This is a genomic window from Streptomyces sp. 8N114, assembly GCF_052245835.1.
Lineage (GTDB): Bacteria > Actinomycetota > Actinomycetes > Streptomycetales > Streptomycetaceae > Streptomyces.
Genome location: NZ_JBQQBT010000004.1, coordinates 308,025 through 333,915, shown reverse-complemented (window position 1 = coordinate 333,915; position 25,891 = coordinate 308,025). Strand labels below are relative to the sequence as shown.

The following is a 25,891-nucleotide window of genomic DNA, read 5'->3' as shown; positions in this document are numbered from 1 at the left end:
CCTCATGCGCCGGGCGGACAGGTTCCGGCCTGCCCGGCGCATGAGGACCGGATGGTGGGTCAGCTCTTGCGGGCGGCGATCAAGTGATCGGCGTGCTCCTGCAGCGACCGCACGCTGACCTCGTCGCGGGCCATGGCGTCGATGCCCTGTACCGCCGCGGCGAGCGCCTGCACGGTCGTCAGACACGGCACCGACCGGGCGACGGCTGCGGTGCGGATGTCGTAGCCGTCCAGGCGGCCACCCGTGCCGTACGGGGTGTTGACGATCAGGTCGACCTCGCCGTCGTGGATGAGCTGCACGATCGTCGGCTCACCGGCGGGGCCCACGCCCTGGCTCTGTTTGCGGACAACTGTCGCGTTGATCCCGTTGCGCTTGAGAACCTCCGCGGTGCCGGAGGTGGCCAGCAGCTCGAAGCCCATGGCGACCAGCTCCCGCGCGGGGAAGATCAGCGAGCGCTTGTCGCGGTTGGCGACCGAGACGAAGGCGCGGCCCTTGTCCGGCAGCGCCCCGTACGCGGCGGTCTGCGACTTGGCGTAGGCGGTGCCGAAGACCGAGTCGATGCCCATGACCTCGCCGGTGGAGCGCATCTCCGGGCCCAGCACGGTGTCCACGCCGCGGCCCTGCACATCGCGGAACCTGCTCCAGGGCATCACCGCTTCCTTGACGGAGATCGGCGCGTCCAGCGGCAGGTCGCCGCCGTCGCCCTCGGCCGGGAGCAGGCCCTCGGCGCGCAGCTCGGCGATGGTGGCGCCCAGCGAGATCCGGGCTGCGGCCTTTGCGAGCGGAACGGCGGTGGCCTTGGAGGTGAAGGGCACCGTACGGGAGGCGCGCGGGTTGGCCTCCAGCACGTAGAGGATGTCGCCCGCCATCGCGAACTGGATGTTGATCAGACCCTGGACGCCGACGCCGCGGGCGATGGCCTCGGTGGAGGCGCGCAGCCGCTTGATGTCGTAGCCGCCGAGGGTGATCGGGGGCAGCGCACAGGCGGAGTCGCCGGAGTGGATGCCGGCCTCCTCGATGTGCTCCATGACGCCGCCGAGGTAGAGCTCGTTGCCGTCGTAGAGCGCGTCCACGTCGATCTCGATGGCGTCGTCGAGGAAGCGGTCGATGAGCACCGGGTGCTTCTCGATCAGCCCGGCGTGCCGCTCCAAGTAGGACTCCAGCGAGAGCTCGTCGTAGACGATCTCCATGCCGCGGCCGCCCAGTACGTAGGACGGGCGGACCATGACCGGGTAGCCGATCTCGGCGGCGATGCCCTTGGCCTGCTCGAAGGAGAAGGCGGTGCCGTACTTGGGGGCCGGCAGCCCGGCCTCGGTGAGCACCCGGCCGAACGCGCCGCGCTCCTCGGCCAGTTCGATGGCCTCGGGCGAGGTGCCGACGACGGGGACGCCGTTGTCCTTGAGCGCCTGGGCGAGGCCGAGCGGGGTCTGGCCGCCGAGCTGGACGAGGACACCGGCGACGGGGCCGGCCTGCTGCTCGGCGTGCACGATCTCCAGCACGTCCTCCAGGGTGAGCGGCTCGAAGTAGAGCCGGTCGGAGGTGTCGTAGTCGGTGGAGACGGTCTCCGGGTTGCAGTTGACCATGACGGTCTCGAACCCGGCGGCGCCCAGTGCGAAGGAGGCGTGGACGCAGGAGTAGTCGAACTCGATGCCCTGGCCGATGCGGTTGGGGCCGGAGCCGAGAATGATCACCGCGGGCTTCTCGCGGGGCGCGACCTCGGTCTCCTCGTCGTAGGAGGAGTAGAAGTACGGCGTCCTGGCCGCGAACTCGGCGGCGCAGGTGTCCACGGTCTTGTAGACGGGGCGGATGCCCAGCGCGTGCCGTACCTCGCGCACCACGTCCTCGCGCAGCGAGCGGATGGCGGCGATCTGCGCGTCGGAGAAGCCGTGCCGCTTCGCCTCGGCGAACATACCGGGGCTCAGTTCGGGCGCTGCGGCGATCTCGTCGGCGGTCTCCTTGATGAGGAAGAGCTGGTCGACGAACCAGGGGTCGATCTTCGTCGCGTCGAAGACCTCCTGCGGGGTGGCGCCGGCCCGGATGGCGGCCATGACGGTGTTGATCCGGCCGTCGGTGGGCCGCTCGGCGTCGGTGAGCAGCTGCGTCTTGTCGCCGAGTTCGGAAACCGGGGTGGCGAAGTCGAACTGGCTGCCCTTCTTCTCCAGCGAGCGCAGCGCCTTGTTCAGCGCCTCGGTGAAGTTACGGCCGATGGCCATGGCCTCACCGACCGACTTCATGGTGGTGGTGAGCCGGGAGTCGGCGGCCGGGAACTTCTCGAAGGCGAAGCGGGGCGCCTTGACCACGACGTAGTCGAGCGTGGGCTCGAAGGAGGCGGGGGTCTCCTCGGTGATGTCGTTGGGGATCTCGTCCAGCGTGTAGCCGACGGCCAGCTTCGCGGCGATCTTCGCGATGGGGAACCCGGTGGCCTTGGAGGCGAGCGCCGAGGAGCGGGAGACCCGCGGGTTCATCTCGATGACGACGACCCGGCCGTCCTCCGGGTTGACGGCGAACTGGATGTTGCAGCCGCCGGTGTCGACGCCGACCTCGCGGATGACGGCGATGCCGATGTCGCGGAGGATCTGGTACTCACGGTCGGTGAGCGTCATGGCGGGCGCGACGGTGATCGAGTCGCCGGTGTGCACGCCCATCGGGTCGAAGTTCTCGATGGAGCAGACGACCACCACGTTGTCGTGCTTGTCCCGCATCAGCTCCAGCTCGTACTCCTTCCAGCCGAGGATGGACTCCTCCAGGAGCACCTCGGTGGTCGGCGAGAGGGTCAGGCCCTGCCCGGCGATGCGGCGCAGCTCCTCCTCGTCGTGCGCGAAGCCGGAGCCGGCGCCGCCCATGGTGAAGGAGGGGCGGACGACGACGGGGTAGCCGCCGAGCTCCTCGACGCCGCGCAGCACGTCGTCCATGGAGTGGCAGATATAGGAGCGTGCGGACTCGCCGTGACCGGTCTTGCGGCGGACGGCCTCGACGACCTCCTTGAACTGGTCGCGGTCCTCGCCCTTGTGGATGGCCTCGGGGCGGGCGCCGATCAGCTCGACGCCGTACTTGTCCAGCGCGCCCGACTCGTGGAGGGAGATCGCGGTGTTGAGCGCGGTCTGGCCGCCGAGGGTGGGCAGCAGCGCGTCGGGGCGCTCCTTGGCGATGATCTTCTCGACGAAGTCGGGGGTGATCGGCTCGACGTAGGTGGCGTCGGCGATCTCCGGGTCGGTCATGATCGTGGCCGGGTTGGAGTTGACCAGGACAACGCGCAGGCCCTCGGCCTTGAGCACGCGGCACGCCTGGGTGCCGGAGTAGTCGAACTCGGCGGCCTGCCCGATGACGATCGGACCTGAGCCGATGACCAGGACGGACTGGATATCGGTGCGCTTAGGCACGCTGGTCCTCCATGAGCTGTGCGCTGTGCTTGTCGTTGTCTCGCATGAGCTCGACAAACCGGTCGAAGAGGTAGGCGGCGTCGTGCGGACCCGCTGCCGCTTCGGGGTGGTACTGGACGCTGAAGGCGGGCCTGTCGAGGAGCCGCAGCCCCTCGACGACGTCGTCGTTCAGGCAGACGTGCGAGACCTCGGCCCGGCCGAAGGGGGTGTCGCTGACGCGGTCGAGCGGCGCGTCCACGGCGAAGCCGTGGTTGTGCGCGGTGACCTCGACCTTGCCCGTCGTACGGTCCTGGACGGGCTGGTTGATGCCCCGGTGGCCGTACTTGAGCTTGAAGGTGCCGAATCCGAGGGCGCGGCCGAGGATCTGGTTGCCGAAGCAGATCCCGAACAGCGGGGTGCCGCGCTCCAGCACGCCGCGCATCAGCGCGACGGGGTGCTCGGCGGCGGCCGGGTCGCCGGGGCCGTTGGAGAAGAAGACCCCGTCGGGCTTGACGGCGTAGAGGTCCTCGACGGTCGCGGTGGCGGGCAGCACATGCACCTCTATGCCGCGCTCGGCCATCCGGTGCGGGGTCATGCCCTTGATGCCCAGGTCGACGGCGGCGACGGTGAAGCGCTTCTCACCGATCGCGGGGACGACATACGCCTGCTGGGTGGCGACCTCGCCCGCGAGGTCCGCGCCCTTCATGGCGGGGATCTCCCGCACCCGGGCCAGCAGCTGCTCCTCGCTGCCCGCGTAGGCGTCGCCGGAGAAGATGCCGACGCGCATGGCGCCACGCTCCCGCAGGTGCCGGGTCAGTGCGCGGGTGTCGACACCGCTGATGCCGACCACTCCCTGGTCGCGGAGTTCCTGGTCGAGGGAGCGGGTGGCGCGCCAGTTGGAGGGGGTGCGGGCCGGGTCGCGTACGACGTAGCCGGCCACCCAGATGCGGGCCGACTCGGGGTCCTCGTCGTTGACGCCGGTGTTGCCGACGTGCGGGGCCGTCATGACGACGACCTGGCGGTGGTAGGAGGGGTCGGTGAGGGTCTCCTGGTATCCGGTCATCCCGGTGGAGAACACGGCCTCGCCGAACGTCTCCCCCACGGCCCCGTAGGCGCGCCCGCGGAAGATGCGGCCGTCCTCCAGGACGAGTAGGGCGGGATTCGCCGTGGTTCCGGTCGCTCCCCTGGCGGAGGTCGTCATCATGCGCCTTCCTTGTGCTGCTGCATCGCCGCGACGCCGTTGTCGCCGCACATTGCGTTGATCTTCTCGACCCATCCGGCCTGGTCGGCCGAGTGGTCGAAGCGGAATCCGGAGTCGAGCCGCCGTCCGCCGTGCTCCCAGGTGACGACCAGCAGGCCGCCCTCGGTGAGGACCTTGCCCGCGATGCCGGTGTCGAGCCTGGCGCCGCGCAGCTGCTCCGTGGGGACGAAGAAGTCCTGGGCCGCGGGCCGTACGACGTCCAAGCCGTGCTCCGTCAGCGTCAGCTCGGCGCGGCTGCGGGTGCCCAGGCCGTGCGCGACGATCCGGTCGAGCCACTGGCCCGCGCTGGTGGAGCCGTGGTAGCGGCCGGTGGCGCTCAGCAGCGGCTCGCCACTGTGCTCGGGCGGCTGCGGAAGCTCGGGCAGATCGCCCTGCAGGGTGCCGCGCCACTTCCAGCCCTGGCGCATCAGCCAGTACAACAGCGCGACGAACAGGACGAGCCCGACAACCCAGCCGATCCGGGCGGCCCAGTCGGTGACTTGCTGTGACTTCTGTTCGGCGGCAAGGCCGATCAGGGGGAGGTTTGTTGCACTCACGCCGCTCACACTGCTCCCGCTGCTCCTACGAGTTTCCCGTCCACGACCGTCGGGCGGCCCCGCAGCCAGGTGTGGGTGACGCGTCCGGGCAGCTCGCGGCCCTGGTAAGGGGTGTTCGCGCTGCGGGAGGCGAAGCCCGCGGGGTCCACCTGTCCACGGTAGTCCGCGTCGAGGAGAACGAGGTTGGCTGGCTCGCCGGGTGAGACGGGGCGGCCGTGGCCCTCCAGCCGTCCGATGGCGGCGGGCCGGAAGGACATCCGGTCGGCGACCTGCGTCCAGTCCAGCAGCCCGGTGTCCACCATGGTGTGCTGCACCACCGACAGCGCCGTCTCCAGACCGACCATGCCCATGGCCGCCGCACCCCACTCGCAGTCCTTGTCCTCGTGCGGGTGCGGGGCGTGGTCGGTGGCGACGCAGTCGATGGTGCCGTCGGCCAGCGCCTCGCGGAGCGCCATCACATCGGCCTCGGTGCGCAGCGGCGGGTTGACCTTGTAGACGGGGTTGTAGGAGCGGACGAGCTCGTCGGTGAGCAGCAGATGGTGCGGGGTGACCTCGGCGGTGACGTTCCAGCCCTTGGACTTGGCCCAGCGGACGATCTCCACGGAGCCGGCCGTCGACAGGTGGCAGATGTGGACGCGGGAATCGACGTGCGCGGCGAGCAGCACGTCCCGCGCGATGATCGACTCCTCGGCGACGGCGGGCCACCCCTGCAGCCCCAGCTCGGCGGAGACGATGCCCTCGTTCATCTGGGCGCCCGCTGTCAGCCGGGGCTCCTGGGCGTGCTGGGCCACGACACCGTCGAACGCCTTCACGTACTCCAGGGCGCGCCGCATGATCACCGCGTCGTCGACACACTTGCCGTCGTCCGAGAAGACCCGCACCTCGGCGGCGGAGTCGTGCATGGCGCCCAGCTCGGCGAGCTGCTTGCCCTCGAGGCCGACGGTGACGGCCCCGACGGGGCGTACATCGCAGTAGCCGTACTCCTTGCCCAGCCGCCACACCTGCTCGACCACACCGGCGGTGTCGGCGACGGGGAAGGTGTTGGCCATGGCGTGCACGGCGGTGTAGCCGCCCTTGGCGGCGGCCCGGGTGCCGGTCAGCACCGTCTCGGAGTCCTCGCGGCCGGGCTCGCGCAGATGGGTGTGCAGGTCCACGAGGCCGGGCAGCAGGATTCGGCCCTCGGCCTCGACGACCTCGGCGCCGGGGGCCTCGATGCCGCGGCCGATCTCCTGGAGGGTGCCGTCGGCCAGCAGCACGTCCTGCGGCTCGCCGCCGAGGACCTTCGCACCGCGAATCAGGGTCTGGGTCATATCAGTTGTTCTCCGTTACGGCCGGGCGGCGCGTAGCGCCTCCATCCGGGGTGGTGGCGGGTGACGGGTGGGGCGGCTCGGCGCCGCCGAGCAGCAGGTACATCACGGCCATCCGGATGCTGACGCCGTTGGCGACCTGCTCGACCGCGGTACAGCGGGGCGAGTCGGCCACCGCCGCGGTGATCTCCATACCGCGGTTCATCGGCCCCGGGTGCATCACGATGGCGTGCTCGGGCATCCGCGCCATGCGCTCCCCGTCGAGGCCGTAGCGGCGGGCGTACTCGCGCTCGGTGGGGAAGAAGGCGGCGTTCATCCGCTCGCGCTGGACGCGCAGCATCATCACGGCGTCGGACTTGGTCAGTACGGCGTCCAGGTCGTAGGAGACCTCGCACGGCCAGCTCCCCACGCCGATGGGCAGCAGAGTGGGCGGCGCGACGAGGGTGACATGGGCGCCCAGGGTGCTCAGCAGGTGCACGTTGGAGCGGGCGACGCGGCTGTGCAGGATGTCGCCGACGATCGTGATCCGCTTGCCGTCGAGCGCGGTGCCCTCCTCGCCGACCAGCCGGCGGCGCATGGTGAAGGCGTCCAGCAGCGCCTGGGTGGGGTGCTCGTGGGTGCCGTCACCGGCGTTGATGACGGAGCCGCCGATCCAGCCGGAGGTCGCCAGCCGGTGCGGGGCCCCCGAGTCGCCGTGCCGGATGACGACGCCGTCGGCGCCCATCGCCTCCAGGGTGAGCGCGGTGTCCTTGAGGGATTCGCCCTTGGAGACGGAGGAGCCCTTGGCGGAGAAGTTGATGACGTCCGCCGACAGCCGCTTGGCCGCCGCTTCGAAGGAGATCCGGGTGCGGGTGGAGTCCTCGAAGAAGAGGTTGACGATCGTGCGGCCGCGAAGGGTGGGCAGTTTCTTGATCGGCCGGTCGGCGAACCGGGCCATCTCCTCGGCGGTGTCGAGGACGAGGACGGCGTCGTCGCGGGTGAGGTCGGCGGCCGAGATGAGGTGACGCTTCATCTGTTGCCTGGTGCCTTCCGTGGGGTGGGATGTGAGGTCGTCGCGAGGGCTCGCACGCTGGGAGATACGCGTTCGGGCAGCCTGCGCCCGGGCAGGCCGTGGAGAGCGGGCGCGCGGGCGTACGGCGGTGCTTCGCGCGCTGAGCGCATGCGCCGGGCAGGCGCGCGAGCACGGTTCGGTACGCGGCTAACCAGCGGGCGCGGTGCCGTGGCGCGCGTGTGCAGTTCCTTCGTCGTGCTCGGATTCGGTCGAGCGGATGCCGAGCAGTACGCCGTCATGGCCGTCCTCCTCGGTCAGCTGGACCTTGACGGTCTCGCGCTGCGAGGTGGGCAGGTTCTTGCCGACGTAGTCGGCGCGGATCGGAAGCTCGCGGTGACCACGGTCCACGAGGACGGCGAGCTGGACCGCGCGAGGACGCCCGATGTCACCCAGGGCATCGAGTGCGGCGCGGATGGTGCGGCCGGAGTAGAGCACGTCGTCGACGAGGACGACGAGCCGTCTGTCGACCCCCTGGGCCGGGATCTCGGTGTGTGCGAGGGCCCGTGCGGGGCCGAGCCGGAGATCGTCCCGGTACATCGTGATGTCGAGAGAGCCGACCGGGATCGCGGTTCCGGTGATCTCTTCGAGCTTGGCGGCCAGCCGGCGGGCGAGGAAGACGCCGCGGGTGGGAATGCCGAGAAGTACCACGTCGTCGGCGCCCTTGGCGCGCTCGACGATCTCGTGGGCGATGCGGGTGAGCACCCGCTTGATGTCCGGCGCCTCCAGTACGGGGCGTGCCGGATGCAGGCTCGCGCTGTTGTCGTCCATGAAGATTGGACCTCCTTCCCCGCCTCACGGGACGGGCCTTAAAGGACGTCTTGCTGTCGCTGCTCAACGCTACCAGGGGCCCGCTCCCGGTCCCCCGCGGGGGCGGAGCCAGCCGTTCGGACCCCCTCGGCTTGACGCGGCACATTACGCTGCGTAACCTCACAGTGAGTTACGAAGCGCGAAGGCGCGCGGCGCAGCACACCGCGTGGCGCAGCCGCTCAGCGATACAGCGTCCGGGGAGCCATATGTCCAGCGAATACGCCAAACAGCTCGGAGCCAAGCTCCGCGCCATCCGCACCCAGCAGGGCCTCTCCCTCCACGGTGTCGAGGAGAAGTCCCAGGGCCGCTGGAAGGCGGTCGTGGTGGGCTCGTACGAGCGCGGCGACCGGGCCGTGACCGTGCAGCGCCTCGCCGAGCTGGCTGACTTCTACGGGGTGCCGGTGCAGGAGCTGCTGCCGGGAACCACTCCGGGCGGGGCCGCCGAGCCGCCGCCGAAGCTGGTGCTCGACCTCGAGCGCCTGGCCCACGTACCGGCCGAGAAGGCGGGTCCGCTCCAGCGGTACGCCGCGACGATCCAGTCGCAGCGTGGGGACTACAACGGCAAGGTCCTCTCCATCCGCCAGGACGACCTGCGTACCCTGGCCGTCATCTACGACCAGTCGCCGTCCGTGCTGACGGAACAGCTGATCAGCTGGGGCGTCCTCGACGCGGACGCACGGCGGGCTGTTTCCCACGAAGAGGTCTGACCTTTTCCGAAGAGGTCTGACCTTTTCCCGCTGACGGCGCAGATCGGCGGTGCCGAGCTGACCGCAACCCGTCCGAAGGACGGGCCCGGTCGGCTTGGCACCGCCGATTGCGCTTTTTCAGGGCCTACGCCTCACTCAGCTTCCGGCTGGGAGGTGCCCTCAGGGCGGGAAAGAGAGGGCTTCAATTCCTTCAGCCGGCCCAGCAGGCCGTTGATGAAGCCCGGCGATTCATCGGTGGAGAACTCCTTGGCCAGCTGAACGGCCTCGTCGATGACCACCGCGTCGGGAACCTCGTCCACCCACAGCAGCTCGTAGACGCCCAGTCGCAGGATGCTCCGGTCCACATCGGGCATCCGGTCCAGGGTCCAGTCCACCGCGTAGGTGGACAGCAGTTCGTCGATGCGGGCTATGTTCCCCGCATAGCCCTCGACGAGCGTCATCGTGTACTCGGAGACCGGCGGCTGCCGGGAGTCCGTCCGGGCGAGCCGCAACCAGTCCGCGAGCACGGTACGCACGTCGGCACCGCGCTGGTCGGCCTCGAAGAGGATCTGGAAGGCGCGCTTGCGGGCCTTGTTGCGTGCAGCCACGGTTAGCTGTTCACCCGACCGAGGTACTCACCGGAGCGCGTGTCGACCTTGATCTTCTCGCCGGTCGTGATGAAGAGCGGGACCTGGATGCTGTGGCCCGTCTCCAGCTCGGCGGGCTTGGAGCCGCCGGTGGAGCGGTCGCCCTGGACGCCCGGCTCGGTGTGCTTGATCTCCAGCTCGACAGCGGCGGGCAGCTCCACGTAGAGCACCTCGCCCTCGTGCTGCGCGACCGTGGCGTCGAAGCCCTCGATCAGGAAGTTGGCCGCGTCGCCGACGGTCTTGCGGTCGACGTGGAGCTGGTCAAAGGTCTGCATGTCCATGAAGACGAAGTAGTCCCCGTCCATGTACGAGAACTGCATGTCACGTCGGTCCACGGTGGCCGTCTCGACCTTGGTGCCCGCGTTGAACGTCTTGTCGACGATCTTGCCGGAGAGGACGTTCTTCAGCTTCGTTCGGACAAAAGCGGGCCCCTTGCCGGGCTTGACGTGCTGGAACTCGACAACGGACCAGAGCTGGTCGCCGTCGAGCTTGAGCACCATGCCGTTCTTGAGGTCGTTCGTGGATGCCACGGTCGCGGAATCTCCTGAGACTGCTGCGGAGACCAGGGCGGCTGCCGCGCCTCCGACGGCCCGTGGGCTGAGCCCCGTGGGGGCTAGAGGGCGAGCAGCTCCTTGGTCGTGATGGTGAGTAGCTCGGGTCCGCCGTCCGCCTGCGGGCGGACGACGAGCGTGTCGTCGATCCGGACGCCGCCCCGGCCCGGGAGATGGACCCCCGGCTCGACGGTGACCGGCACACAAGCGTCCAGTTTACCCACGGCCTCAGGTGAGATCCGAGGGTCCTCACCGATTTCCAGCCCGACGCCGTGCCCGGTCGCCTCGCCCAGCGCCGCACCGTGCCCCGCGGCCCCCAGTACCTGACGCGCGGCGCGGTCCACCTCCCGGCACTCCGTGCCCGGCCCCAGCGACTCCCGCGCGGCCCGCTGAGCGGCGAAGACGGTGTCGTACAGCTCGATCTGCCAGGGCTCGGGGGCGGTGCCGATGACGAAGGTACGGCCGATCTGGCAGCCGTATCCCCGGTAGCGGGCGCCCAGCCGTACGGAGAGGAAATCACCCTCCTCGACCCGTCGGTCGGTTGGCCGGTGCCCGGGAAGTCCGGAGTTGGGGCCGGTGCCGACGGAGGTGGGGAGGGCGGCGCCCTCGGCACCGTGGTCGATCAGCCGGCGCTCCAGCTCCAGGGCCAGATGCCGCTCGGTGCGGCCGACCAGGATCGACTCCAGCAGTTCACCGAGGGCCTGGTCGGTGATCTCGGCGGCGATCCGCAGCGCGGAGATCTCCTCCTCGTCCTTGACGACCCGCTGCTGTTCCACCGCCAGGCCGAGGTCCGCGAGGCGCACGGAGGGCGCGACCGCGGCCAGCGCGCGGTGCCGGGCGACGGTCAGATGGTGCTCCTCCACGGCCAGTGCGCCGGCCCCGCTCTTCTCGGCGAGCCCGGCGGCGGCCACTGCGGTGTCGTTCCGGGCGCCGCCGTGCGGTTCGGCGGCGTACGCGCCGCTCGGCATGTCCAGGGTGACCTCGCGGAGGTCGTCAGCCGGGTGGGCGCCGTTGGCAGGCCCCTCTCCGGGAGCCGAGACGAGGGTGTCCTGGCCGTCCGGGCCCAGCAGCAGCACGCTGCCGGGCGCCGCGCGGCCGGTCAGATACCGGACGTTGGCGGGACGGGAGATCAGCACCGCGTCGGCCGGACCGTCGTGGGCGGTGCTCGCCGCACAGCGGTCGCGCAGCCGGGCGCGGCGGGACACATGCACCTCGGACATATGCCGAGGGTACGCAGCGCCCGGCTTGTCGGCCCTCCGGACACGGCCGAGCGAGCGATGAGGTGAAGATTGTCAGCTCAGCAGTCGGCTCCGCGGCCCGGGACATGGGCCTGCCGGACTCCGGTGCCGCGCGCGGGACGGCGGACCAGCATCCGGCCGGTCACCAGCTCACCGGGCTGGCGAGGCTGCGGGCGACCACGTTGTCGAGCATCTGCGCCGTGCTGGCCACATCCTGCCGGGAGTTGTCGATGATCGGCAGCCCGGAGCTGTACCAGCCGGCCATCCGGCCGTGGATGTGCGCCACCTCCTCGTCGGAGAGCCGCCTGTTGCCCGAACGCTCCGCGTTCCGCTCCAGGACGATGTCGAGGCCGGGCAGCAGTACCACCGGGATGAGGCCGGGGCCGACGTGCCGCTTCCAGCCGCCGAGCCCGATGACGGGCCAGTCGGGGAAGACGGCGTCGTCCAGGATGCAGGAGATGCCGTTGGCCAGGAAGTTGCGGGCCGCGAAGCCGCAGGTGCGGCGGGCGAGGCGGTACTGGGCCTCGGAGTTCTCGTTCCAGCCCGCCTGCGGGTCGGCGAAGCCGGAGCGCACCCACTCGCGTACGTCGTCGAGGCTGATGTGGGCCGTGCGCACCGCACGGTGTTCCGCCCAGTAGCGCGCCACGGTGGTCTTCCCGGCGCCCGCCGGGCCGATCAGCAGGACGGCGACGGCGGCACGGGTGGCATCCAGCTGGGCCGGGGTCGCGCCCGGCGCCGGGACCTGGACCGGGGCGCCCGGCGGCAGCTTGACGTGGCCCGTCGACTCTCCGCCGGGCGCGCCGTTGCCCGGCTGCGAGGGTGCACCGGGGGGCGGCGCCTGGGTACCGCCGCCGGGGTTGCCCGGCGGCTGGGCTGGGAGGGGGCGCGTGTGCTGCTGGGGTGGCTGCGGCGGCTGATGCGGCGGCTGGGGTGGCTGCGGCGCCGGAGCGTGGGGCCGGGGCTGGGGCTGGGGCTGCGGGGCCTGTGGCGGAGGAACCTGGGTGTGCGGGCGCGGCGGCGGTGCCTGCGGGTGGGGGTGCGGCTGCTGGTGGGCCGGGCCCTGTGCCGAGCGGGCGCCGGGGGCCGGCGGGGGTGCGGGCCACTGTGCCCCGAAGCCTCCGTAGGCGCCTTGGGCACCGCTGTGCTGCATCCGGACCCCAACTCCGTCCCACGTGTGAAGGCGCTGCGACGCAACGCCAGGTGTTATGCGAATACTGACGGTACCTTCCCCGTCCGTCTCCGTGTGAACGGCCGGGTCCACTCCCGAGTGCCCGACGCCCGCGGCGGCCAACACGGTTCCTGCTCCGGGCCCCGTGTGACGGCCCGCGCAACGGCCCCGCCGGGCACGGGGCCGACGGGCTTCAGGCGGCGATCTCGGCGTGTGCCGCCAGCAGCATCGCGGGGTCCGGGCTCTCCAGGACGGCCGGTTTGGCGAGCCCTTCGAGCACGATGAAGCGCAACCGGTTCCCGCGCGACTTCTTGTCGACCTTCATGGTCTCCAGCAGCTTGGGCCACTGGTCGCCGCGGTAGGTGACGGGCAGACCCACCGACTCCAGCACCGTGCGGTGCCGGTCGGCCGTCGCGTCGTCCAGCCGGCCCGCGATACGGCCCAGTTCGGCGGCGAAGACCATGCCGACCGACACGGCCGCGCCGTGCCGCCAGTTGTAGCGTTCGTTCTTCTCGATGGCGTGGCCGAGTGTGTGCCCGTAGTTGAGGATCTCGCGGCGGCCCGACTCCTTCAGGTCCTCGGAGACGACCTCGGCCTTCACCCGGATCGAGCGCTCGATCAGCTCGGCGGTGTGCGGTCCCTGGGGCGTCCGTGCCGCCTCCGGATCGGACTCGATCAGCTCCAGGATGGCCGGGTCGGCGATGAAGCCCGCCTTGATGATCTCCGCGAGGCCGCTGACGTAGTCGTGCACGCCCAGCGAGTCCAGCGCCGCCAGGTCGCACAGCACCCCGGCGGGCGGGTGGAAGGCACCCACCAGGTTCTTGCCCTCGGCGGTGTTGATGCCGGTCTTGCCGCCGACCGCAGCGTCCACCATGGCCAGCACGGTGGTCGGCACCGCGATCCAGCGCACCCCGCGCAGCCAGGTCGCCGCGACGAAGCCGGCCACATCGGTGGTGGCCCCTCCCCCGACGCCGACGATCACATCGGTACGGGTGAAGCCGGTCTGGCCCAGCGCCTTCCAGCAGTAGGCGGCGACCTCGGCGGTCTTGGCCTCCTCCGCGTTGGGCAGCTGGACGGCGATGGCCTCGTAGCCCTGACCCGCCAGGTCCTCGCGCAGCGCCTCCCCGGTGGAGGCGAGCGCCTCGGGGTGCAGCACGGCGACGCGCTGGGCCTCGGCGCCGATGAGGCCGGGGAGTTCGCCGAGGAGCTGCCGTCCGACGAGCACGTCGTAAGGGGCCGTGCCCGCCGTGCCACCGACGGCGATACGGGTCACGGCGGGGTCCTGGGTCGTCATTGCTGCTTCTCCGGCTGGGTGGTCGGTAGCTGAAGGGCGGCGAGGATCTCGTCGGCGACGTCGTCGGGCGTGCGGTCCTCGGTGCTGACGACGACGCGGGCCACCTCGGTGTACAGCGGCCTGCGCTCCTCCATCAGCTTGCGCCACTGCTGGCGCGGATTGATGACGAGCAGCGGGCGCGGGGCGTCCAGTCCGACGCGCTTGACGGCCTCCGCCACCCCCATCTCCAGGAAGACGACCGGCCGTCCGGCCAGCAGCGCCCTGGTCTCCTCTGCCAGTACGGCACCGCCGCCGAGCGCGAGCACGCCCGTGTGCTCGGCCAGCGCCGTGCGCACCGCCGCCCGCTCCAGCTCGCGGAAGTGCGGCTCGCCCTCGTCCAGGAAGATCTCCGAGATGGGCTTGCCCGCCTGCTCGACGATGTCCTGGTCGGTGTCGCGGCAGGTCACGCCGAGCCGCTCGGCGAGGATGGCGCCGACGGTCGACTTGCCGACCCCCATGGGGCCGACCAGCACGATGGCGGGCCCGGTCACTTGATCTCCAGGTTGTCGAGGAAACCGCGCACGTTGCGGCCGGTCTCGGCAACGCTGTCACCGCCGAACTTCTCGGCCACCGCGTCCGCCAGCACCAGCGCGACCATCGCCTCCGCGACGATCCCCGCCGCCGGTACCGCGCACACGTCCGAGCGCTGGTGGTGCGCCTTGTCGGCCTCGCCGGTGCGGACGTCGACGGTGGCCAGGGCGCGCGGCACCGTCGCGATCGGCTTCATCGCGGCGCGTACCCGCAGCAGTTCGCCGGTGGACAGACCGCCCTCGGTGCCGCCGCTGCGTCCGGAGGCGCGGCGGATGCCGTCCGGGGTCTGCAGGATCTCGTCGTGCGCCTGGGAGCCGGGGACCCTGGCGAGACCGAAGCCGTCGCCCAGCTCGACGCCCTTGATGGCCTGGATGCCCATGAGCGCACCGGCCAGCCGCGAGTCCAGCCGCCGGTCCCAGTGCACGTGGGAGCCCAGGCCGACGGGCACACCGTGTGCGACGACTTCGACGACGCCGCCGAGGGTGTCGCCGTCCTTGTGGGCCTGGTCGATCTCGGCGACCATCGCCTCGCTCGCCTCGGTGTCGAGGCAGCGCACCGGGTCGGCGTCCAGCCGCGCAACATCGCCGGGCTCCGGGACCTTTCCGTACGGGGCCTTCGCCGCACCCAGCTCCACCACGTGCGAGACGATCTCGATGCCGGCCGTCTCCTTGAGGAAGGAGCGCGCGACGGTGCCGAGCGCGACCCGTGCCGCGGTCTCCCGCGCCGAGGCGCGTTCCAGGACGGGGCGGGCCTCGTCGAAGCCGTACTTCTGCATCCCCGCCAGATCGGCGTGGCCGGGGCGGGGCCGGGTGAGCGGGGCGTTGCGGGCCAGCTGCTCCAGCTCCGCGGGGTCGACCGGGTCGGCCGCCATCACCTGCTCCCACTTGGGCCACTCGGTGTTGCCGACCATGATCGCGACCGGCGAGCCGAGGGTGCGGCCGTGGCGGACACCGCCGAGGAAGGTGACCTCGTCGCGCTCGAACTTCATCCGGGCGCCGCGCCCGTAGCCGAGGCGGCGGCGGGCCAGCTCGTCGGCGACCATGTCGGTGGTCACCGGTACACCGGAGGGGAGGCCCTCCAGGGTTGCCACGAGTGCGGGGCCGTGCGACTCCCCTGCGGTCAGCCAGCGCAACCTGCTCAACGGTGCTCCTCTCGGCCGCCTTGCGGCCCGTCCACTTTCCTGGGACCGATCCTCCCATGCCGCCGGGAGGACCCTTTGCCCAAGCCGTTCCCGTCTCGGAATGTGGGCGGCACACCGGGTCACACGGTGCGGGCCCGCAGTTCGGCTTCTCCCGCGGCACGCATGGCCGCCAGCGGCGCCGGGCGGCGTCCTGTCATCAGCTCGACCTGGAGCACCGCCTGGTGCACCAGCAGGTCGAGGCCGCCGATGACGGCACCGTTCCAGGCGCCTGCCAGGGCGGTCGGCCACGGGTCGTAGAGGACGTCGAAGAGGGTGCCGCCCGAGGCGGGCACGACCTGGGCGAGCCCGTCGGTGGCACCTGCGGGCGTGGTGGAGATGACCAGAGGCGCCCGCAGCCCCTCGGCGGCCCGCGTCCAGTCGGCCGTCCGTACGGCGACCCCGAGCCGTTCCCCCCACCCGCGCATCTCGCGGCCCCGCTCCTCGCTCCGTACATACGCGGTGACCTCGCCCTCGCAGATCCGGGCGAGGGCGGCCAGTGCGGAGGACGCCGTGGCGCCCGCGCCCAGCACGGTGGCGCTTTCGACGGTGCGGATGCCGCGTTCTTGCAGTGCGGCGATCATGCCGGGGATGTCGGTGTTGTCCCCGGTGCGGCGCCCGTCCTCGGTGCGCAGGACCGTGTTGACGGCCTCCACGGAGGCGGCCGTCTCGCTGATCTCGTCCAGCAGCGGAATCACGGCGCGCTTCAGCGGCATGGTGAGGGAGAGCCCTGCCCACCGCCGTCCGGCTTCGTCCTGCTCGTCCAGGCCGGCAAGAAAGCCCGCGAGGCCCTGTTCGTCCACCTGGTAGCGGTCGTAGGTCCAGCCGTCGAGGCCGAGTTCGGCGTAGGCGGCCCGGTGGAGCACCGGGGAGAGGGAGTGCGCGACCGGCGAGCCGAGGACGGCGGCGCGCCTGGCCTCCTGCGAGAGGGTGGATGGCATCAGCCGCCGTTCTCCTTCCTACTTGCGCTGTTCCTTGTTGAAGTCTTCGACATTCTTCTGGTGTTCGTTCGGGTCGTCGGTGAAGCGGGTGTCGCCGGGCTTGACCGTGACGAAGTACAGCCAGTCGCCCTTCGTCGGCTTGAGTGCCGCCTCTATCGCCTGGTGCCCGGGATTGCCGATCGGGCCGGGCGGGAGGCCCTTGTGCAGATAGGTGTTGTACGGCGAGGGGTACTTGGTGTCGGCGACCGAGGTGTTCAGCGTGGAGCGGCCCATCGCGTAGTTGATGGTGGAGTCGAAGCCGAGCTGCATGTTCTTGTCGAGCCGGTTGTAGATGACGCGGGAGACCTTGCCGAACTCGTCGTCCTCCTGGGCCTCCGCCTGTACGAGAGAGGCAATGGTGATGATCTGCTCCGGCGTCTTGCCGGTCTCTTTCGCCTTCTTCTCCAGGCCGGTCCTGGCGTACTCGGACTCCGCCCGTTTGACCATCTCCCGCAGCACGTCCTTGGGCTTGCTGTTCTTGCCGACGCTGTACTTGGACGGGAAGAGGAAACCTTCCGTCTTGCCGTGCGCCCACGCGGGCAGGCCGAGACCGCCGGACTGGGCGGCCTTCTTGGTGGTGCCCTTGGCGACGTGGAGCTTCTTGTCGATCTCCGCGTAGATCCTGGTGGCGCGCCAGCCCTCGGCGACGATGATCCCGTTCTGGCTGGCCGGATCGAGCATCATCTCGACGGCGCTGGCCCCGGACATCTTCTTGCGCAGCGTGTAGGTGCCTGCCTGGATGCTCTTGTCGCCCGCCGCATCGACGAAGGCGCCGGGGCTCTTGACGACGCCCTTCTTCTGCAGGACCGCCCCCATGTCGGAGAGCGAGGCGCCGTCGGGAATGTCGACCATGACCTCGCCGGTGCCTTCGCCCGCGTAGTCGGGAGCCGGGCCGAAGTGGGTCTGGTAGAAGTCGTAGCCGAAGTATCCGACGACACCGACCCCCGCCACGAGAGCGGCGGAAATGACGATTCCGCAGCCACGCCCCCGCCTGGTCCTGCCGCCGCCCTCACGTCCACGGCGGCCACGGTCGTCGTCCTCGTCGTAGTAGTCCTCGGGTAGTTCCTCATCGCGGTCCCGGAAGAAGGCGTGCTCGCCCTGGTCGGGGCCCGGGTCCCAGCCCGTGTCCGGATCGGCCGTCGGCACCGGCGCCTGCCGCGGCCCGGGCACGGGGGCCTGCTGCGGCCCTGGTACGGGGGGCTGCTGCGGCCCTTGCCCTGGGGCCTGCTGCGGGTGCACCGCGGGGTTCCCGCCCGGGTAGCCGCTCTGCTGCGCGTAGTAGCCGGGGTGTTCGCCGGTGCTGTACTCGGCGGAGCTGTACTCGCCCGTGGGGTATTCGCCCGTCGAGTACTCACCCGTGGGGTATTCGCCGGTGCGGTACTGCCCGGTGCTGTAGTTGCCCGTGTTGTATTCGCCCGTGCTGTACTCGCCGCTGGGGTATTCCGTGTAGTGCCCGCCGGTGGGGTACTCCCCCGTGCTGTAGTTGCCGGTCGGATACCCACCGGTGTGGTACTCCCCGGTCGGGTACTCCCCCGTGCCGTATTCGCCGGTCGGGTACTCCCCCGTGGAGTACTCCCCCGTGCGGTACTCCCCGGTGCCGTACGGGTCCACCGGGTGTCCGGGGTGCTGCTGGGCGGCGTACGACGGGTCGTAATGCTGCCCGGTTCCGTGGGCGGCCTGCTGGGTGCCGTCCCAGCCGTTGTGACCGTACTGCTGCTGCGGGTGCGGGTACTGCTGCTCCGCGTACTGCTGGGGGCCGGGGTGGCCGGAATACTCCCCCTGTTGAGGGATCTCGTTCCAGCCACCCTGGTACTCGGGCTGCCGGCCACCGTCCCACTCCTGATCCCCGTAGAGAGGGTCGTCGGGGTGCCACGGTTGGGAGCCATGTCCCTGGCCATAGTCAGTCATCGGTCCCCTTGCGACGCGAGAGCGGCAGCCGGTGACGCACCGGACATCCTGCGCCGGAGTCCCCCGCACAGTACGGGTTCGTCGTTCCGTTCACGTGCTGTACCAGTGCGGTTACGCGTGCATCGGCGGCTGCCGTGTCGCGCGGAACGTTACCGTACAGCGATCAGACAACCACCTCGACGCACTGCCCCGGGGGACGGCCCGAGGACCGTTCCGCTTCCAGCGCGCTCTGCAGAATCACCACCGCGGCCGCCTGGTCGATGCGTGAACGTCCCTTTTTGGAACTGACTCCGGAGGCCCGCATCCCCTGCGCCGCGGTGACCGTCGACATACGTTCATCGACGAGTCTGACCGGAACGGGTGTGATGTTTTTCGCCAACTCCTGGGCGAAACTGCGGACCTTGGCCGCCGCCGGGCCCTCCCCTCCGCTGAGCGAACGGGGCAGCCCGACGACGACCTCCAACGGCTCGTACTCCGCCACCAGCGCCACCAGCCGGCGCTGGGCCGCCGGGACATCGCGCCCGGGAACCGTCTCCACCGGGGTGGCCAGCAACCCGTCGGGGTCGCTGCTGGCGACCCCGATCCGGGCGTCCCCGACATCGACGGCGAGCCGCCTGCCGCGCCGGAAGGACTCCGGCTGCGCGGCGTCGTCCGGGACCATCAGGCGTTGCCCCCGGCCTCGGCGACCAGGCGCTCCACGGCGGCCACGGCGTCGTCAACGGCCTCCGGGTTCTGGCCGCCGCCCTGGGCGACGTCCGGCTTGCCGCCGCCACCGCCCCCGAGCGTCTTGGCAGCCGTACGCACCAGGTCGCCGGCGCGCAGCCCGGCGTCCCTGGCGGCCTCGTTGGTGGCGATCACCGTGACGGGACGCCCGTTCGTGACGGCGAACAGCGCCACGACGGCCGGGCGGCTGCCGAGCCGCTGGCGTACGTCGAGCACCAGGGTGCGCAGGTCGTCGGCCGCGGTGCCGTCCGGCACCCGGGCCGCGGCCAGCGCCGTACCGCGGACGTCCTTGGCGTTCTGGGCGATCCCGGCGGCGGCCTGGAGGACCTTCTCGGCGCGGAACCGCTCGATCTCCTTCTCGGCGTCCTTCAGCCTGGTCAGCATCCCGGAGATACGCTCGGGCAGCTCCTCGGAGCGGCCCTTGAGCAGCTCGGTCAGCTGCGAGACGACGGTGTGCTCGCGGGCGAGGAACCGGTAGGCGTCCACACCCACCAGGGCCTCGACGCGGCGCACACCGGAGCCGATGGAGGACTCGCCCAGCAGCTTGACCAGGCCGAGCTGCGCCGTGTTGTGGACATGGGTGCCACCGCACAGCTCCTTGGAGAAGTCGCCGATGGTCACCACGCGCACGGTCTGGCCGTACTTCTCGCCGAACTCGGCCAGCGCGCCCTGCTTCTTGGCGTCGTCGATGCCCATGTACTCCGCGTGCACGTCCAGTTCGCGGGCCAGCACCTCGTTGATCTTCTGCTCGACGTCGGTGAGCACGGTGCCGGGGACGGCGGCGGGCGAACCGAAGTCGAAGCGGAAGCGGCCCGGGGCGTTCTCCGAACCGGCCTGCGCGGCGGTCGGGCCGAGCGCGTCACGCAGCGCCTGGTGGGTGAGGTGGGTGGCGCTGTGGGCCCGGGCGATGGAGCGGCGGCGGTCGGCGTCGATCTGCGCGTAGGCGGACGAGCCGACGGTGACCTCGCCGACCTGGACGGTGCCCTTGTGCACACTGACGCCGGGCACCGGCTGCTGGACGTCGCGCACCTGCACGACGGCGCCGCCCTCCAGCCGGATGCGGCCGGTGTCGGCGAGCTGCCCGCCGCCCTCCGCGTAGAAGGGGGTGCGGTCCAGAACGACCTCGACCTCGTCGCCCTCACCGGCGGCGGGCGAGGAGATGCCGTCGACCAGCAGTCCGACGACGGTGGCCTCGCCGGAGGTGTCGCCGTAGCCGGTGAAGTCGGTGGCGCCGGCGCTGTCGGCGATCTCGCGGTAGGCGGACAGGTCGGCGTGGCCGGTCTTCTTGGCCTTGGCGTCGGCCTTGGCGCGCTCCCGCTGCTCCTTCATCAGCCGGCGGAAGCCCTGCTCGTCCACCGACAGGCCCTGCTCGGCGGCCATTTCCAGGGTGAGGTCGATGGGGAAGCCCCAGGTGTCGTGGAGCAGGAACGCCTTGTCACCCGGCAGGACGGTGCTGCCGGCCTTCTTGGTGTCGGTGACAGCGGTGTCGAGGATGTTGGTGCCGGCCTTCAGCGTCTTGAGGAAGGCGGCTTCCTCGGCGAGCGCGACGGTCTCGATGCGCTTCCGGTCGGTGACCAGCTCGGGGTACTGCTGGCCCATCGTCTTGATGACGACGTCGATCAGGTCCTCGGCAACCGGCCCCGTGGCACCCAGGATGCGCATGTTGCGGATGGCGCGGCGCATGATGCGGCGCAGCACATAGCCGCGGCCCTCGTTGCCGGGAGTGACGCCGTCGCCGATGAGCATCACGGACGTACGGATGTGGTCGCAGACGACACGCAGCGACACATCGCTGTGCTCGGCGCTACCGTAGGCGACGCCGGTCAGCTCGGTGGCCTTGTCGATGACGGCGCGCGAGGTGTCGATCTCGTACATGTTGTGCACGCCCTGGAGGACCATCGCCAGGCGTTCGAGACCGAGACCGGTGTCGATGTTCTTGCTGGGCAGCTCGCCGAGGATCTCGAAGTCCGTCTTGGTGGAGCCCTCGCCGCGCTCGTACTGCATGAAGACGAGGTTCCACAGCTCCACGTACCGCTCGTCGTTGACGGCGGGGCCGCCCTCGGGGCCGAACTCGGGCCCGCGGTCGTAGTTGATCTCCGAGCAGGGTCCGCACGGGCCCGGCACGCCCATGGACCAGTAGTTCTCCTCCATGCCCAGGCGCTGGATGCGCTCGGCGGGCACGCCGACGACGTCACGCCAGATCCGCTCGGCCTCGTCGTCCTGCTCGTAGACGGTGATCCACAGGCGCTCGGGGTCCAGTCCGTAGCCGCCCTGCTCCTGCGAGGAGGTCAGCAGCTCCCAGGCGAGCTTGGCGGCCCCCTCCTTGAAGTAGTCGCCGAAGGAGAAGTTGCCGCACATCTGGAAGAAGGTGCCGTGCCGGGTGGTCTTGCCGACCTCTTCGATGTCCGGGGTACGCACGCACTTCTGCACGCTGGTGGCCCGCGGCCAGGGCGGGGTGGTCTCGCCCAGGAAGTACGGCTTGAAGGGCACCATGCCCGCGTTGACCAGCAGCAGCGTCGGGTCGTCCGCGATCAGCGACGCCGACGGCACGACGTGGTGCCCTCGCTCCTCGAAGAAGCGCAGCCAGCGGCGGCGGATTTCAGCCGACTCCATCAGTGGTCCTCGTTTCGGTCGTTCGGGTGGTTGGGGGTGGAGGGCCGATTCTGGTGGTCCGGCCGTTCCGGGGTGAGCGGCGGGGCGAGGGGGTCCCTCCCGGCCGGAGGCTGGGGGAGCACGCCGCCCAACTGCCGCTTGCCCTGCTGCCGTGGAAGGCGCTTGCCCTGCCGCCGTGGGACGGGGGCCGGTTGCGCGGCCGGGAGTTCCCGGTACTGCTCGGCCTCCCCGGGCGCCGACAGGCCCAGCGCGTCCTTGAGTTCGCTCTCCCGCTGGACCATGCCCGCGCGTACGTCGAGCGCGAACTCGCGGAGCCGGTGGCCGCCTTCGACCGCCTTGTCGGCGGCGCGCAGTGCCAGCGCGTCCGGGGCGAGGCTGCGGATCTTGCGCTGGACCTTGGTGGTGGCCCAGACCCCGGCGGCGGCGCCGGTGGTGAACCAGAAGGCACGGCGGAACATCTGCGCTCAGCCCTTTCCACGCTTGCGGCCGCCGCGGCGGGTGGCAGACACGGTGCGGCTGACGACGACCTTCCGGCCGCCGCGCGTCTCCCGCTCGGGCGCGTCCTTGCGGCCCAGCGCCCGCCGTACGCCGTAGCCGAAGGCGGCGACCTTGACGAGCGGGCCGCCGAAGGCGGTCGAGACGGTGGAGGAGAGCGCGGAAGCGTTGGAGGTGACCTCCTGGACGTCCGTCGCGATGGCGTCGACGCGGTCGAGCTGGGTCTGTGCGGAACGGACGGTCGCCGACGCCTCTCCCAGGAGGGGGACTGCCTGCTCCGTCACGCCTGTCACCAGCTTGGTCGCCGCCTTGAGCGTCTGCGCGAGCCTCACCAGCACAACGGCGAGGAACGACACCAGGATCGCCCAGAAGACGGCCACGAGGAGGGCGGCCACTTCTCCACCGGACACGCTGCACCGCTTCCCTTGATGGTCATGGGGGTCGGCCGCCGCTCGCCGGGGGCCGACCGCGGCGGCGTATGAGGTATCGACCTTATCGCGCCGCACCGTCACCCCCGTACCGCATTACGGGCGCTCCGGGGAACGCCGCAGCCCGCCGTGCCCGTACCGGGGTGGGACCGGCACCGGGCAGGCGGGCTGGCGGGGCTGAGCCGAAGCAGGCGGTCAGCGGGCGTAGTACTCGACGACGAGCTGCTCGTCGCAGATCACCGGGATCTCCTTGCGGTTGGGGTCCCGGTCCAGGCGGAAGGCGAGGGCCTGGAGGTTGACCTGGAGGTAGCGCGGGGTCTCCCCCTCACCGGCGTAGCCACCCTCACGGGCGACCTGGAACGGGTACTTGCTGCGGCTGCGCTCGCGGACCATCACCACGTCGTCGGGGCGCACGCGGAACGACGGCTTGTCGACCTTGCGGTCGTTGACCGCGATGTGGCCGTGCACCACCATCTGCCGGGCCTGGTAGATCGTGCGGGCAAGTCCGGAGCGCAGCACGAGCGCGTCCAGCCGCCGCTCCAGCTCTATCACCAGGGCCTCGCCCGTCTTGAGCTCGGTCTTGCGGGCGCGCTCGTAGGCGCGGCGCATCTGGCTCTCGCTGATGTCGTACTGCGCGCGAAGGCGCTGCTTCTCCAGCAGACGGACCTTGTAGTCACTGTTCTGCTTGCGGCCCCTGCCGTGCTCCCCGGGCGGGTACGGGCGCTGCTCGAAGTACTTGACGGCCTTCGGGGTCAGCGCGACGCCCAGGGCACGCGACTTCTTGACCTTGGGACGCGACTGGTTCACGTTGAACGGACCTCCGTGTAAGTTAGGTGAGCCTTACCTTAGCCGAGGAGTACGTATGTTTCGACCTGGGATTTCCCTGCCTGGCGCCGACGCCGAGGAGGAACAGCCGCGTCCCGTGGAAGACGCCCGGCGGCCGACCGCCGCCGAACGCGTACGAACCCTCGCGCAATCCAGCGTATCCGCCCTGCTGGGCATCCCCGGAGCCGAGCCCGACCTGCGGGAACCCGGCTCAGGCATGCCCGAGGCCCGCACCGTCACCCCCGACGGAGACCTCCTGCTGCTGGTCCCGGCGGACTCACTGGAAGCACGCGTGAGCGCCTACGCACAGGACGACGACCTCGCGGCGGTGATGGAGATCACGGATGTGGCGCCCGTCTCAGTACCTCACCGGGTACGCGGACGCGCCTGGATCGCGGGCTGGCTCACCCCCGTACGCGGCGAGGAACGCGCCGTCTGCGCCCGGCTGCTCGCCGAGGCCGCTCCCTCGGCCCCCGTCGCCGGCACCTCCCGGCGGATGTTGCGACTGGAGGTCGGCGAGGCGTACATCGACGATCTGTGGGGCGAGGAAGAGGTGGAACCAGACGCCTTCGCCGCTGCTTTCCCCGACCCCCTCGCCGTCCATGAGGCGGAGCTGCTGCAGCACCTGGCCGCCGCGCACCAGGAGCAGGTGCGCGGGCTGTGTGCCTGCCAGGGGTGGGAGCGCGCCGTTCCGCTGGCGCTCGACCGGTTCGGGCTGCGGGTGCGCGGCTGGAGCCGTACGGGAACGTGTGCGGACGCCCGCTTCGAATTCGCGGAGCCCGTCAGCACGGTTGCGGAGCTGCGCCATGCCATGCACGCGCTGTTCGCGGCGGGCGGGTAAGGGCCTCTCGGCGATCCGGTGGGGAGGTCAGTCCCCCTCCCCCCGGAGCCGGGCCCGCACGCGGTCGGCGATGTCGGCGTAGCGGGCCTCCGCGCCGTAACGCGTCGGCTCGTAATAGCGGCGCCCGTGCACCGCGTCCGGCGCGTACTGCTGGGCTGCGATACCGCCCGGCAGATCGTGCGGGTACTGATATCCCTCCCCGTGCCCCAGCTTCTGCGAGCCCTTGTAGTGGCTGTCCCGCAGATGCGGCGGCACCGGCCCGGCGAGCCCGGCACGGACGTCCGCCAGCGCCGCGTCGATGGCGAGATACGCCGCGTTCGACTTGGGCGCCAGCGCGAGGGCCACCGTGGCATGGCCGAGGGTGATCCGCGCTTCGGGGAAGCCGATCATCGCGACCGCCTGTGCCGCGGCAACAGCTGTCTGGAGCGCGGTCGGATCCGCGAGCCCGATGTCCTCGCTCGCGGAGATCATCAGGCGCCGGGCGATGAACCGCGGATCCTCCCCGGCCTCGATCATCCGCGCGAGGTAGTGCAGCGCGGCGTCCACGTCGGAGCCCCGGATCGACTTGATCAGCGCGCTGGCCACGTCGTAGTGCTGGTCACCGGCGCGGTCGTACTTCACGGCCGCGCGGTCGACGGCCTCCTCGACGCTGGCCAGCGAGATGGTGCTCTCGCCCTTGGCGAGTGCGGCCCCCGCGCCCGCCTCCAGCGCCGTCAGCGCACGCCGGGCGTCGCCGCCGGCGATGCGCAGCAGATGGTCCTCGGAGTCCTCCGGGAGCGTCACCTCTGCTGCCAGACCGCGCTCGTCGGCGACGGCCCGGCGCAGCAGTCCACGGATGTCGTCGTCGGTCAGGGGCTCCAGCGTCAGCAGCAAGGAGCGGGAGAGCAGGGGGGAGATCACCGAGAAGTACGGGTTCTCCGTGGTGGCCGCGATCAGCGTGACCCAGCGGTTCTCCACCGCGGGCAGCAGCGAGTCCTGCTGGGCCTTGCTGAAGCGGTGGATCTCGTCGAGGAAGAGGACGGTGTCCTTGCCGTAGGCGCCGGAGGCGCGGCGGGCGCCGTCGATGACGCTGCGTACTTCCTTGACTCCGGCGGTGATTGCCGACAGCTCCACGAACCGCTTGTCGGTGGCCTTGCTGACGACGTATGCGAGCGTCGTCTTTCCGGTGCCTGGCGGCCCCCACAGCATCACGGAAGAAGTGCCGGCCGGACCGCCGCCACCCTCCCCCACCAGCCGGCGCAGCGGTGAGCCGGGGCGCAGCAGATGCTGCTGCCCCACGACCTCGTCCAGGGTGCGCGGCCGCATCCGTACGGCGAGGGGGCTGGCGGACGGGTCCTTGGCCTGGCGTTCCTCTGCTGCTGCGGTGAAAAGATCGGGCTCCACACCGGAAACCCTAAGTCAGCGCTCTGACAGCCGTGCCGCCCGC

General features: G+C 70.9%; 23 protein-coding genes. 2 read left to right on the top strand and 21 right to left on the bottom strand.

Annotated elements, in window-relative coordinates; all coding sequences use genetic code 11:
* Positions 1-59: 59 nt before the first annotated feature.
* The 6 genes from carB to pyrR all read right to left on the bottom strand — a co-directional run bounded on the left by carB (position 60) and on the right by pyrR (position 8,282).
* On the bottom strand, positions 60-3,380 hold the full coding sequence (carB, locus tag ACTWQF_RS12355; RefSeq protein ID WP_443279355.1) for a carbamoyl-phosphate synthase large subunit: 3,321 nt from the start codon (positions 3,378-3,380) through the stop codon (positions 60-62).
* Complete coding sequence (gene carA / locus ACTWQF_RS12350; RefSeq protein ID WP_443279481.1) at positions 3,373-4,560, bottom strand: glutamine-hydrolyzing carbamoyl-phosphate synthase small subunit; 1,188 nt, start codon at positions 4,558-4,560, stop codon at positions 3,373-3,375. Before carA ends, carB begins: the two co-directional genes overlap by 8 nt.
* Positions 4,560-5,156: a PH-like domain-containing protein gene (locus tag ACTWQF_RS12345; RefSeq protein WP_443279353.1), complete on the bottom strand. Its 597-nt coding sequence runs from the start codon at positions 5,154-5,156 to the stop codon at positions 4,560-4,562. The genes carA and ACTWQF_RS12345 overlap by 1 nt, the downstream gene beginning before the upstream one ends.
* Before the next feature lie 5 nt (positions 5,157-5,161).
* A complete protein-coding gene (locus tag ACTWQF_RS12340; protein WP_443279352.1) occupies positions 5,162-6,466 on the bottom strand; it encodes a dihydroorotase in 1,305 nt (434 codons plus the stop codon).
* Position 6,467: 1 nt separating this feature from the next.
* The gene (locus ACTWQF_RS12335; RefSeq protein ID WP_443279351.1) at positions 6,468-7,475 is read right to left on the bottom strand and encodes an aspartate carbamoyltransferase catalytic subunit; all 1,008 of its coding nucleotides are present in this window, start codon (positions 7,473-7,475) and stop codon (positions 6,468-6,470) included.
* Between the two features lie 186 nt (positions 7,476-7,661).
* A complete protein-coding gene (gene pyrR / locus ACTWQF_RS12330) occupies positions 7,662-8,282 on the bottom strand; it encodes a bifunctional pyr operon transcriptional regulator/uracil phosphoribosyltransferase PyrR (RefSeq protein WP_443279350.1) in 621 nt (206 codons plus the stop codon).
* A gap of 245 nt (positions 8,283-8,527) precedes the next feature.
* On the opposite strand from pyrR, the gene bldD reads away from it, so the two are divergent.
* Positions 8,528-9,028: a transcriptional regulator BldD gene (gene bldD / locus ACTWQF_RS12325; protein WP_030407913.1), complete on the top strand. Its 501-nt coding sequence runs from the start codon at positions 8,528-8,530 to the stop codon at positions 9,026-9,028.
* Between the two features lie 131 nt (positions 9,029-9,159).
* Here bldD and nusB read toward each other — a convergent pair whose 3' ends face one another.
* The 14 genes from nusB to rpsD form a co-directional block, all read right to left on the bottom strand.
* Entirely contained in the window at positions 9,160-9,615 is a 456-nt protein-coding gene (gene nusB / locus ACTWQF_RS12320; protein WP_443279348.1) for a transcription antitermination factor NusB, read from the bottom strand.
* Between the two features lie 2 nt (positions 9,616-9,617).
* Positions 9,618-10,184 carry an elongation factor P gene (gene efp, locus ACTWQF_RS12315; RefSeq protein ID WP_443279347.1) on the bottom strand — a complete coding sequence of 189 codons (567 nt, stop codon included), beginning with the start codon at positions 10,182-10,184 and terminating at the stop codon, positions 9,618-9,620.
* An 83-nt stretch (positions 10,185-10,267) separates the two neighbouring features.
* Positions 10,268-11,425, bottom strand: coding sequence for an aminopeptidase P family protein (locus ACTWQF_RS12310; RefSeq protein WP_443279345.1), 1,158 nt, complete (start codon positions 11,423-11,425; stop codon positions 10,268-10,270).
* Between the two features lie 160 nt (positions 11,426-11,585).
* A complete protein-coding gene (locus tag ACTWQF_RS12305) occupies positions 11,586-12,593 on the bottom strand; it encodes an AAA family ATPase (protein WP_443279344.1) in 1,008 nt (335 codons plus the stop codon).
* Positions 12,594-12,804: 211 nt separating this feature from the next.
* Positions 12,805-13,905, bottom strand: a complete 1,101-nt coding sequence (gene aroB / locus ACTWQF_RS12300) for a 3-dehydroquinate synthase (protein WP_443279342.1) — start codon at positions 13,903-13,905, stop codon at positions 12,805-12,807.
* Positions 13,902-14,435 carry a shikimate kinase gene (locus ACTWQF_RS12295; RefSeq protein WP_443279341.1) on the bottom strand — a complete coding sequence of 178 codons (534 nt, stop codon included), beginning with the start codon at positions 14,433-14,435 and terminating at the stop codon, positions 13,902-13,904. The genes aroB and ACTWQF_RS12295 overlap by 4 nt, the downstream gene beginning before the upstream one ends.
* Positions 14,432-15,616 (bottom strand): chorismate synthase, encoded by a 1,185-nt coding sequence (aroC, locus tag ACTWQF_RS12290; RefSeq protein WP_443279339.1) that lies wholly within the window; start codon positions 15,614-15,616, stop codon positions 14,432-14,434. Before aroC ends, ACTWQF_RS12295 begins: the two co-directional genes overlap by 4 nt.
* Before the next feature lie 119 nt (positions 15,617-15,735).
* Entirely contained in the window at positions 15,736-16,593 is an 858-nt protein-coding gene (locus ACTWQF_RS12285) for a shikimate dehydrogenase (protein ID WP_443279337.1), read from the bottom strand.
* A gap of 18 nt (positions 16,594-16,611) precedes the next feature.
* A complete protein-coding gene (gene mltG / locus ACTWQF_RS12280; RefSeq protein WP_443279336.1) occupies positions 16,612-18,540 on the bottom strand; it encodes an endolytic transglycosylase MltG in 1,929 nt (642 codons plus the stop codon).
* A gap of 163 nt (positions 18,541-18,703) precedes the next feature.
* Complete coding sequence (ruvX, locus tag ACTWQF_RS12275) at positions 18,704-19,201, bottom strand: Holliday junction resolvase RuvX (protein WP_443279334.1); 498 nt, start codon at positions 19,199-19,201, stop codon at positions 18,704-18,706.
* Entirely contained in the window at positions 19,201-21,876 is a 2,676-nt protein-coding gene (gene alaS, locus ACTWQF_RS12270) for an alanine--tRNA ligase (RefSeq protein ID WP_443279333.1), read from the bottom strand. Before alaS ends, ruvX begins: the two co-directional genes overlap by 1 nt.
* Positions 21,876-22,334, bottom strand: coding sequence for a DUF6167 family protein (locus tag ACTWQF_RS12265; protein WP_443279332.1), 459 nt, complete (start codon positions 22,332-22,334; stop codon positions 21,876-21,878). Before ACTWQF_RS12265 ends, alaS begins: the two co-directional genes overlap by 1 nt.
* Positions 22,335-22,340: 6 nt before the next feature.
* Entirely contained in the window at positions 22,341-22,766 is a 426-nt protein-coding gene (locus tag ACTWQF_RS12260; protein ID WP_443279480.1) for a DUF948 domain-containing protein, read from the bottom strand.
* A gap of 228 nt (positions 22,767-22,994) precedes the next feature.
* Positions 22,995-23,606, bottom strand: coding sequence for a 30S ribosomal protein S4 (rpsD, locus tag ACTWQF_RS12255; protein ID WP_443279330.1), 612 nt, complete (start codon positions 23,604-23,606; stop codon positions 22,995-22,997).
* Positions 23,607-23,661: 55 nt separating this feature from the next.
* Here rpsD and ACTWQF_RS12250 point away from each other — a divergent pair, with 55 nt between their 5' ends.
* Entirely contained in the window at positions 23,662-24,465 is an 804-nt protein-coding gene (locus tag ACTWQF_RS12250; RefSeq protein WP_443279328.1) for a DUF2470 domain-containing protein, read from the top strand.
* Positions 24,466-24,492: 27 nt separating this feature from the next.
* Here ACTWQF_RS12250 and ACTWQF_RS12245 read toward each other — a convergent pair whose 3' ends face one another.
* The gene (locus ACTWQF_RS12245) at positions 24,493-25,848 is read right to left on the bottom strand and encodes a replication-associated recombination protein A (RefSeq protein ID WP_443279327.1); all 1,356 of its coding nucleotides are present in this window, start codon (positions 25,846-25,848) and stop codon (positions 24,493-24,495) included.
* Between the last annotated feature and the right edge of the window lie 43 nt (positions 25,849-25,891).

Bases quoted from the DNA above. Each gene is read 5' to 3' on its own strand.
- bldD (WP_030407913.1), top strand. From the start codon at position 8,528: ATGTCCAGCGAATACGCCAAACAGCTCGGAGCCAAGCTCCGCGCCATC.
- ACTWQF_RS12285 (WP_443279337.1), bottom strand. From the start codon at position 16,593: ATGCCATCCACCCTCTCGCAGGAGGCCAGGCGCGCCGCCGTCCTCGGC.
- aroB (WP_443279342.1), bottom strand. From the start codon at position 13,905: ATGACGACCCAGGACCCCGCCGTGACCCGTATCGCCGTCGGTGGCACG.
- carA (WP_443279481.1), bottom strand. From the start codon at position 4,560: ATGACGACCTCCGCCAGGGGAGCGACCGGAACCACGGCGAATCCCGCC.
- ruvX (WP_443279334.1), bottom strand. From the start codon at position 19,201: ATGGTCCCGGACGACGCCGCGCAGCCGGAGTCCTTCCGGCGCGGCAGG.
- pyrR (WP_443279350.1), bottom strand. From the start codon at position 8,282: ATGGACGACAACAGCGCGAGCCTGCATCCGGCACGCCCCGTACTGGAG.
- ACTWQF_RS12305 (WP_443279344.1), bottom strand. From the start codon at position 12,593: ATGCAGCACAGCGGTGCCCAAGGCGCCTACGGAGGCTTCGGGGCACAG.
- ACTWQF_RS12340 (WP_443279352.1), bottom strand. From the start codon at position 6,466: ATGACCCAGACCCTGATTCGCGGTGCGAAGGTCCTCGGCGGCGAGCCG.
- ACTWQF_RS12250 (WP_443279328.1), top strand. From the start codon at position 23,662: ATGTTTCGACCTGGGATTTCCCTGCCTGGCGCCGACGCCGAGGAGGAA.
- mltG (WP_443279336.1), bottom strand. From the start codon at position 18,540: ATGACTGACTATGGCCAGGGACATGGCTCCCAACCGTGGCACCCCGAC.
- alaS (WP_443279333.1), bottom strand. From the start codon at position 21,876: ATGGAGTCGGCTGAAATCCGCCGCCGCTGGCTGCGCTTCTTCGAGGAG.
- ACTWQF_RS12335 (WP_443279351.1), bottom strand. From the start codon at position 7,475: ATGAAGCGTCACCTCATCTCGGCCGCCGACCTCACCCGCGACGACGCC.
- ACTWQF_RS12310 (WP_443279345.1), bottom strand. From the start codon at position 11,425: ATGTCCGAGGTGCATGTGTCCCGCCGCGCCCGGCTGCGCGACCGCTGT.
- ACTWQF_RS12265 (WP_443279332.1), bottom strand. From the start codon at position 22,334: ATGTTCCGCCGTGCCTTCTGGTTCACCACCGGCGCCGCCGCCGGGGTC.